Here is a 7,212-nt window from a genome sequence, read left to right on the forward strand (position 1 = left end):
CACCTGCCCTTCGGGACGGCAGCGCAGGCAGGGGCGGAACCCCGCGGCCCGCGCGGCGGCGGCATCCGCGAACCAGCGGCAGTTGTCGCGCCGCGGCTTGCGCGCCGGGCAGGTCAGCCGGCAAAAGATCCCGGTCGAGGTGACGCCGACCAGCGCCCGCCCGTCATATCCCGGATCACGCGCCAGCAGCGCGGCATACAGATCGTCATGGTCCGGCATCGCCCCCTCCTGTGCGGACCGGTCTAGCCGATTCGCGGACAGGGCGGGGCGCGTTTTCGGGCATTTCATCGCGGCTGCCGCAACCAGTCCAGTATCTGGCGCGCCGCCTCGACCGGGGGCAGCGCGCCTTGGGTGACACGGGCGCCCAGATCACTGATGCGCGCGCGGGCGTCCGGGGCGTCCAGCTGCGCCAGCAGCCCGCCTCGCAGTTCGGCCATGAACCAGTCGCGCGCCTGTTCGGCCCGGATGCGGTCGAAATGACCGGCATCGCGGCGCCAGTCGGCCAGATGGCGCATGCAGGACCAGGCCTCGGGCAGGCCCGCGCCGGTGGTCGCGCTGACGGGCATGGCCTTGGGAAAGCCGTCGGGATCCTGCGGGCGCTTGCGCAGCAGGCGCAGCGCGCCCGCGTAATCGGCCACCGTCCGGCGCGCGGGCGACAGCAGGTCGCCATCGGCCTTGTTCACCAGGATCAGGTCGGCCATCTCCATGATGCCGCGCTTGACCCCCTGCAATTCATCGCCGCCCGCAGGCGCCAGCAGTAGGATGAACAGGTCCGACATCTGTGCGACCAGGGTTTCGGACTGGCCGACGCCCACCGTTTCGATCAGGACGACGTCGTGGCCCGCGGCCTCGCACAGGCGGATCGCCTCGCGCGTGCGGCGGGCGACGCCGCCCAGATGGGCGCTGGACGGGCTGGGCCGGACATAGGCGCGCGGGTTGCGCGACAGAAGCTCCATCCGCGTCTTGTCCCCCAGGATCGAACCGCCCGACCGGGTCGAGGACGGATCGACCGCCAGCACCGCGACGCGCAGCCCTTGTTCGGTCAGCATCGTGCCGAACGCCTCGATGAAGGTCGACTTGCCCACCCCCGGCGTGCCTGACAGGCCGATCCGCAGGGCCGTGCTGTCGGGCAGCGCCGCGATCAGGCGGCCTGCGCGGTCGCGGTGGTCGGGGCGGGTCGATTCCACCAGGGTGATCGCGCGCGACAGCGCCCGCCGATCGCCTTGCAGCAAGGGTGTCAGAAGATCGTCCGTCGTCATCGCTGCCTTGTCCCGCTTTGCGCGAGACACTGGACCAGCCACCGCCGGGGGGCAACCCCGTCGACCTTGTGCCATGGGCCGGCAGGGCGTAATCTGGCGCCATCCCGCGTGGAGGTCCGGTCATGCCCATCCTGTCCCGCCGCACCGTCCTGATGGGCGCCGCGGCCGTGATGCTGCCCCTGGGGGTGCGGGCTGCGCCGCCGTCGGGCTGGCGGCTGATGATGGTCGAATCGCCCGCCTGCCACCATTGCCGCGCCTGGCACGCGCAGATCGGGCCGGGATATGCGGCCTCGGCCGCGGGGCGGGCCGCGCCGATCCTGCATGTCGACGTGGATGGCCCCTATCCCGATGGGCTGGCACTGGCGCGGCGGCCCTGGATCACGCCCACCTTCGTGCTGCTGTCGGACGGATCCGAGGCGGGCCGGATCGAGGGTTATGTCGGCCAGCGCTATTTCTATCCCGTGCTGGAGGAGATGATGCGCGGTGCGGGACTGACACTGGGCGCGTGATATTCCCGCGGTGGCGGCGGGCCGGGCTTTCTGTCGCGGTCGGCATGCGCTAGTCAGGCACCCAGACAATTTGCGAAGGTGCCGCCATGCATGACATCCGTGCGATCCGTGACAATCCCGATGCCTTCGAGGCGGCGCTGAATCGCCGCGGGCTGACCGGCCTGACCGCGCAGATCCTGTCGCTGGACGAGGCCCGCCGCGACAAAATAAGCATGGCCGAAACTGCTCAAGCCGAACAAAATAAAGCCAGCAAAGCTGTTGGCGCAGCCAAGGCCGCTGGCGATGAAATAGAATTTGAGAATCTGCGCAGACGAATTGCGGTTACGAAAGCCACTGTATCGGTCATGCAGGCCGAAGCCGCCGATCTGGACGCGCAGCTGCGCGATCTGCTGCTGGGCATCCCGAACCTGCCGCTGGACCGTGTCCCCGAGGGCCGGGACGAGGACGACAATGTCGAACTGCGCCGGTGGGGCACGCCTGCGGCACTGGACTTCGCCCCGGTCGAGCATTTCCAGATCGCCGGTGTCGTGCCGGGCATGGATTTCCAGACCGGCGCCAAGCTGTCCGGCAGCCGCTTTGTCGTGCTGAAGGGGGCGGTCGCGCGCATCCATCGCGCGCTGGCGCAGTTTATGGTCGACCTGCATGTCGACCAGCACGGGCTGGAGGAGACCTGGACCCCGGTCCTGGTGCTGGAACAGATGATGCTGGGCACCGGCCAGCTGCCCAAGTTCGGAGAGGACAGCTATCTGACCCGCGAAGGGTACTGGCTGATCCCCACATCCGAGGTGACGCTGACGAACACCGTGAACGGCGACCTGCTGGACCAAGCCGCCCTGCCCCGCCGCATGGTCGCCCACAGCCAGTGCTTCCGATCCGAGGCAGGCAGCGCGGGCCGCGACACCACCGGCATGCTGCGCCAGCACCAGTTCGAGAAGGTCGAGATGGTGTCGATCACCGACGCGGATACCGGTCTGGCCGAACATGACCGCATGACCCGCTGCGCCGAGGCCGTGCTGGAGGCGCTGGAGCTGCCCTATCGCACGATGATCCTGTGCACCGGCGACATGGGCGCGGGCGCGCGCATCACCCACGACCTGGAGGTCTGGCTGCCCGGACAGGACCGCTATCGCGAGATCAGCAGCGTCAGCTATTGCGGCGACTATCAGGGACGGCGGATGAACGCGCGCTATCGCCCGGCAGGCGGGGGCAAGCCGGAATTCGTGCACACCCTGAACGGGTCCGGCCTGGCCGTCGGGCGCGCGCTGATCGCGGTGCTGGAAAACGGCCAGCAGGCCGACGGATCGGTCCGCCTGCCTGCGGTCCTGCACCCCTATCTGAAGGGCGCGACCACGCTGACCGCGCAGGGATCGCTGGCCTGACACCCCGATTGCGGACGGCGCGAAACTGCCGCAGGCCGGCGCGCGTTGGCCTGCATGACACGGATCGGTTCAGTCTTGCATCTGGTGGTCGCCGCGATCTTCGTGATCTGCGGCGTGATCTTCGCGATGCAGCCCGATGCGCGCATCATCACAGACGCGGCGCGTCTGGCGGCGCCGCTGCTGCCGCCTGTCGCGCCGACCAGCATCGCCATTCCCCACCTGTACCTGAACCCCGACAACCTGCTGATGTGGATGCTGCTGATCGCCGTCTGGATGATGGTGATGCTGGATGCGGTCGGGCAGTGGATCGACCCGTCTGATGACGAGCCGATCCGTGCGGGCCGACCGCGCGTGTGGCCGATGCTGCTGGGGGCGCTGGTCCTGGCATCGGTCTGGCCACTGCTGATCGACAATCCGGGCGTGCTGACCCTGGCCTCCGTGGCCGGGGCCGTCGCCGCGACGGTGGGCGCCCGGCGCGCGGCGGGTCGGCATCGCCCCGCGATCGGGTTTCTGGCCGGATGGGCCACCGCCCTGGCCTCGGCCGCGCTGGCGGAACTGACCGCCGTGCAGTTCGGCCTGTCCGCGCAGATCGTGTCGGCCGTGGCGATCCTGCCCGCCGCGGCCCTCGGCATGGCCGCGCAGATGTGGATCGGCCCAAGCGTGGGCTATTCCGTGGCGCTGATCTGGGCATTCTGCGGGCTGGCCATCTCGACCATGGGCAGCGATCCCATGATCGCGCTGGCCGCGATCATCGGGATCAGCGCGATGGCCACGGTGCTGATCCGCGCGGCCAGCTGAGCCGGATCAGCTGCCCTTGGGTTTCTGGCGATGCTTGTGCTTGGACAGCGCACCAGATTGCACGATCTTGGTGGCCTTGGCCTTGTAGGGGTTTTCGCCGCCCTGATCGCGGAAGAACAGGCGGATCGGCGTGCCCGGCATGTCGAAATCGGTCCGCAGCCCGTTGATCAGATACCGCTGATAGCTGGTGGGGATCTGGTCAGTATGGGTCGATTTCACGATGAACGCAGGCGGACGCGTCTTGACCTGCGTCATGTAGCGCAGGCGGATGCGACGGCCGCCGGGGGCCGGGGGCGGATGGCTTTCGGTCATCGCACCCAGCCACTGGTTCAGGCGGGCGGTCGGCACGCGGCGGTTCCAGACCTCGTGCGCCTTGATGACGGCGTTGTGCAGGCGGTCCAGCCCCTTGCCGGTCTTGGCCGACACGGTGATCAGCGGCGCGCCACGCAGCTGCGGCAGCAGCTTTTCGAAACTGGCGCGCATCTCGTTCAGTTTGTGGGACTTGTCGTCCTCTGTGTCCCACTTGTTGACGGCAATGACGACGGCGCGCCCCTCGGTCTCGGCGAAATCGGCGATGCGCAGATCTTGGGTCTCGAAGGGGATCTCGACGTCCAGCAGGACGACGACGACCTCGGCGAAGCGCACGGCCCGCAGGCCGTCGGCCACCGACAGCTTCTCCAGCTTCTCGGTCACACGGGCGCGCTTGCGCATGCCGGCCGTGTCGAAGATGCGCATGGGCGTGCCCATGAAGTTCGTGGTCACGCTGATCGAATCGCGGGTGATCCCGGCCTCGGGGCCGGTCAGCAGGCGGTCCTGCCCCAGGATCTTGTTGATCAGCGTCGACTTGCCCGCATTGGGGCGGCCGATCACGGCGATCTGCAGGGGACGGGCCTCGGACGGTCGCCAGTCCTCGGAACCCTCGCCCGATTCGGCGTCCTCCTCGGACAGGTCCAGGTCGGTCACGGCCTCGATCGGGGCGGGACGCTCGGCCTCGATCCTGTCGGCCAGGGGCATCAGCACGCCGTAAAGGTCGTCCATCCCCTCGCCATGCTCGGCCGAGATGCGCAGGGGCTCGCCCAGGCCCAGGGCATAGGCCTCCATGGCCCCCGCCTCTCCGGCGCGGCCCTCGGACTTGTTGGCGGCGACGATGACGTGCTTGGCGCGGCGGCGCAGGATCTCGGCGAAATACTCGTCGGCCGCGGTGATGCCGATGCGCGCGTCGACGACGAACAGGCAGATGTCGGCCTCGTCCACGGCGCGTTCGGTCAGGCGGCGCATGCGCCCCTGAAGGCTGTCATCCTCGGCCATCTCCAGGCCCGCGCTGTCGATCACGACAAAGCGCAGGTCGCCAAGGCGGCCCGCGCCCTCGCGGATGTCGCGGGTCACGCCGGGCTGGTCATCGACCAGCGCAAGTTTCTTGCCAACCAGGCGGTTGAACAGGGTGGACTTGCCCACATTGGGCCGCCCGACGATCGCAAGGGTGAATGTCATCTGAACGCATGCAACTGGCCGTTGCGCGCAACGACGTAAAGGGTTTGACCGGCGACCACCGGGGCCGATGCCGCCCCACCGGGGATCGCCACCTGACCGACCAGCGCGCCGGAGGCGGGATCGAAGCTGCGCAACATGCCATCGCTAGAGGCGATATGCAACCGCCCCCCGGCCAGCACGGGACCGTAATGCGCGTGGACCGCATCCTGACGCCGCACGCGCTGCGTGGTGTAATACGGCAGGGGCTGGCGCCAGACGACGCCGCCCGTCGCCGCATCCAGCCGGACCAGCTGGGCCTGGTCGTTCACGGCAAAGACCGACCCGCCCGCGACGACGACCGGGCTGTTGGCGCCCTCGTCCGCGGTCCAGTCGTTCAGGCCGGTTGACAGCTCGACCGCGCTGATGCGCCCGGAAGAGGTGCCCGAATAGACGCGCCCGCCCGCGATCACCGGATCTCCGGTCACGTCACGGACCACCGCGATGGCGCGTCCGGGACGGGTGCCCGCGATCTGCGACGTCCAGTTGGTCAGGCCCGACTGGCGGTCCACCGCCACGATCTGCCCCGACGAGAACGGGAACACCACCGTGTCGCCCTGCACGGCCGGGACCGACACGCCCATGACGCCCGACCCCGACGGCGTGCCTGCCGCCTGCCACAGCACGCGCCCGTCGCTGGCGCGCACGGCCCAACCCACGGCGTTCCGGGCCGCGACATAGACCACGCCGTCCTGCACGGCCGGGCCGCCGCCGATAGAGGCCTCGACCCGCTGGCGCCACAGCACGGCGCCGCTGGCCGCGTCCAGCGCGACCAGTTCGCCGAAACCGGTGGTGACGAAGACTCGCCCGCCCTCATAGGCCAGACCGCCGCCCGAGGCGCTGTCGACATTCTCCAGCGCGGGCGTCACGTCGGTGGACCAGGCGCGCCCGCCGTTCAGCGCGGTCGCAGTGACGCGGGCGCGGCTGTCCAGGGTGAAGACCCGGCCCGCCGCCACGACGGGGTCGGCGGTGATGCGGTGACGACGGGTTTCGCCCTGGCCGATGGATGCGGACCACAGGGCCGTGCCGCCCGCGCCCAGGGACAGATGGCCCGGCGCATGGGCGGCGTTGCCGCCGCGATGGGTCCATTCGCCGTTGGTGACCGGGGCGGACAGGGATAGCGCGGTGCCGGTGATGCCCGCCGCACCCTCGACCGCGGGACCGTCGGCCGAGATGACGGCCAGGGGGTCCAGGCGCTCTCCGGGCAGGATGATTTCGCGGTCGCCGCAGCCGGCAAGTCCCAGTCCGGCGGCCATCGCCAAGGTCAGTCGCAGCATGGCGGTCATCCCTGTCTCTCAGTCCGTTATTCGGTCGGTTCGGGCGTCTCGCCCAGGGCGATCATCATCTCGGACAGGCGACGACGCAAGGCCTCGGTCAGGCCGTCCTTGTCCTGGATCTGGCGGATCAGGGTGATCGCATCCTCGGGGCGCCCGGCACCGATCAGAGCCACGGCCTTCTGTTCCAGCGCCAGCAGCTCGAACGGCGCACCGGCGCGCGACAGGCGGGTCAGGATGGCGTCGCGTTCGGCCGCATCCATCTGCGCGCCCTGCGCCATCACCAGCTTCAGCTGCGCCAGCTCTCCCAGCACGCTGTCGGGCTGGGCATCGGCCACGCCCTGCAGCGCCTGTGCGCGGGCATCGGGATCGGTCTGCGCGCCCGCGGCCAGCAGCCCGGTCAGCGCCTGCCGCCCGGCCGAGCCGCGCGGATCGACGGCCAGAACGGCGGCGGGGTCGTTCTCGG

7 protein-coding genes and 1 pseudogene are annotated in these 7,212 nt (G+C 69.7%); 3 read left to right on the plus strand and 5 right to left on the minus strand.

Annotated elements, in window-relative coordinates; genetic code table 11:
* Positions 1–219: Ada metal-binding domain-containing protein (locus tag FHD68_RS16520; RefSeq protein ID WP_280115181.1), on the minus strand; the 219-nt coding region annotated here is incomplete at its 3' end.
* 65 nt (positions 220–284) lie between these two features.
* Positions 285–1,259 (minus strand): methylmalonyl Co-A mutase-associated GTPase MeaB, encoded by a 975-nt coding sequence (gene meaB, locus FHD68_RS16525; RefSeq protein ID WP_127899168.1) that lies wholly within the window; start codon positions 1,257–1,259, stop codon positions 285–287.
* A 122-nt stretch (positions 1,260–1,381) separates the two neighbouring features.
* Here meaB and FHD68_RS16530 point away from each other — a divergent pair, with 122 nt between their 5' ends.
* From FHD68_RS16530 to FHD68_RS16540, 3 genes are all read left to right on the plus strand, one after another.
* Positions 1,382–1,768 (plus strand): hypothetical protein, encoded by a 387-nt coding sequence (locus tag FHD68_RS16530; RefSeq protein ID WP_052715326.1) that lies wholly within the window; start codon positions 1,382–1,384, stop codon positions 1,766–1,768.
* An 86-nt stretch (positions 1,769–1,854) separates the two neighbouring features.
* Positions 1,855–3,147, plus strand: coding sequence for a serine--tRNA ligase (serS, locus tag FHD68_RS16535; protein ID WP_127899169.1), 1,293 nt, complete (start codon positions 1,855–1,857; stop codon positions 3,145–3,147).
* A gap of 54 nt (positions 3,148–3,201) precedes the next feature.
* On the plus strand, positions 3,202–3,945 hold the full coding sequence (locus FHD68_RS16540; protein WP_127899170.1) for a hypothetical protein: 744 nt from the start codon (positions 3,202–3,204) through the stop codon (positions 3,943–3,945).
* Between the two features lie 6 nt (positions 3,946–3,951).
* Here the strand turns inward: FHD68_RS16540 and der are convergent, their stop codons facing one another.
* The 3 genes and pseudogenes from der to FHD68_RS19130 form a co-directional block, all read right to left on the minus strand.
* Positions 3,952–5,436: a ribosome biogenesis GTPase Der gene (gene der / locus FHD68_RS16545; RefSeq protein WP_046001301.1), complete on the minus strand. Its 1,485-nt coding sequence runs from the start codon at positions 5,434–5,436 to the stop codon at positions 3,952–3,954.
* A complete protein-coding gene (locus FHD68_RS16550) occupies positions 5,433–6,749 on the minus strand; it encodes an outer membrane protein assembly factor BamB family protein (RefSeq protein WP_127899171.1) in 1,317 nt (438 codons plus the stop codon). The genes der and FHD68_RS16550 overlap by 4 nt, the downstream gene beginning before the upstream one ends.
* A gap of 26 nt (positions 6,750–6,775) precedes the next feature.
* Positions 6,776–7,212: pseudogene (locus tag FHD68_RS19130) on the minus strand (tetratricopeptide repeat protein); the annotation flags it as partial.

It is taken from the genome of Paracoccus marcusii, assembly GCF_006151785.1.
Taxonomy (GTDB): Bacteria; Pseudomonadota; Alphaproteobacteria; order Rhodobacterales; family Rhodobacteraceae; genus Paracoccus; species Paracoccus marcusii.

What these genes read in the sequence shown, in the direction of transcription:
- FHD68_RS16550 (WP_127899171.1), bottom strand. Translation starts at nt 6,749, where the DNA reads ATGCTGCGACTGACCTTGGCGATGGCCGCCGGACTGGGACTTGCCGGC.
- serS (WP_127899169.1), top strand. Translation starts at nt 1,855, where the DNA reads ATGCATGACATCCGTGCGATCCGTGACAATCCCGATGCCTTCGAGGCG.
- FHD68_RS16530 (WP_052715326.1), top strand. Translation starts at nt 1,382, where the DNA reads ATGCCCATCCTGTCCCGCCGCACCGTCCTGATGGGCGCCGCGGCCGTG.
- meaB (WP_127899168.1), bottom strand. Translation starts at nt 1,259, where the DNA reads ATGACGACGGACGATCTTCTGACACCCTTGCTGCAAGGCGATCGGCGG.
- der (WP_046001301.1), bottom strand. Translation starts at nt 5,436, where the DNA reads ATGACATTCACCCTTGCGATCGTCGGGCGGCCCAATGTGGGCAAGTCC.
- FHD68_RS16540 (WP_127899170.1), top strand. Translation starts at nt 3,202, where the DNA reads ATGACACGGATCGGTTCAGTCTTGCATCTGGTGGTCGCCGCGATCTTC.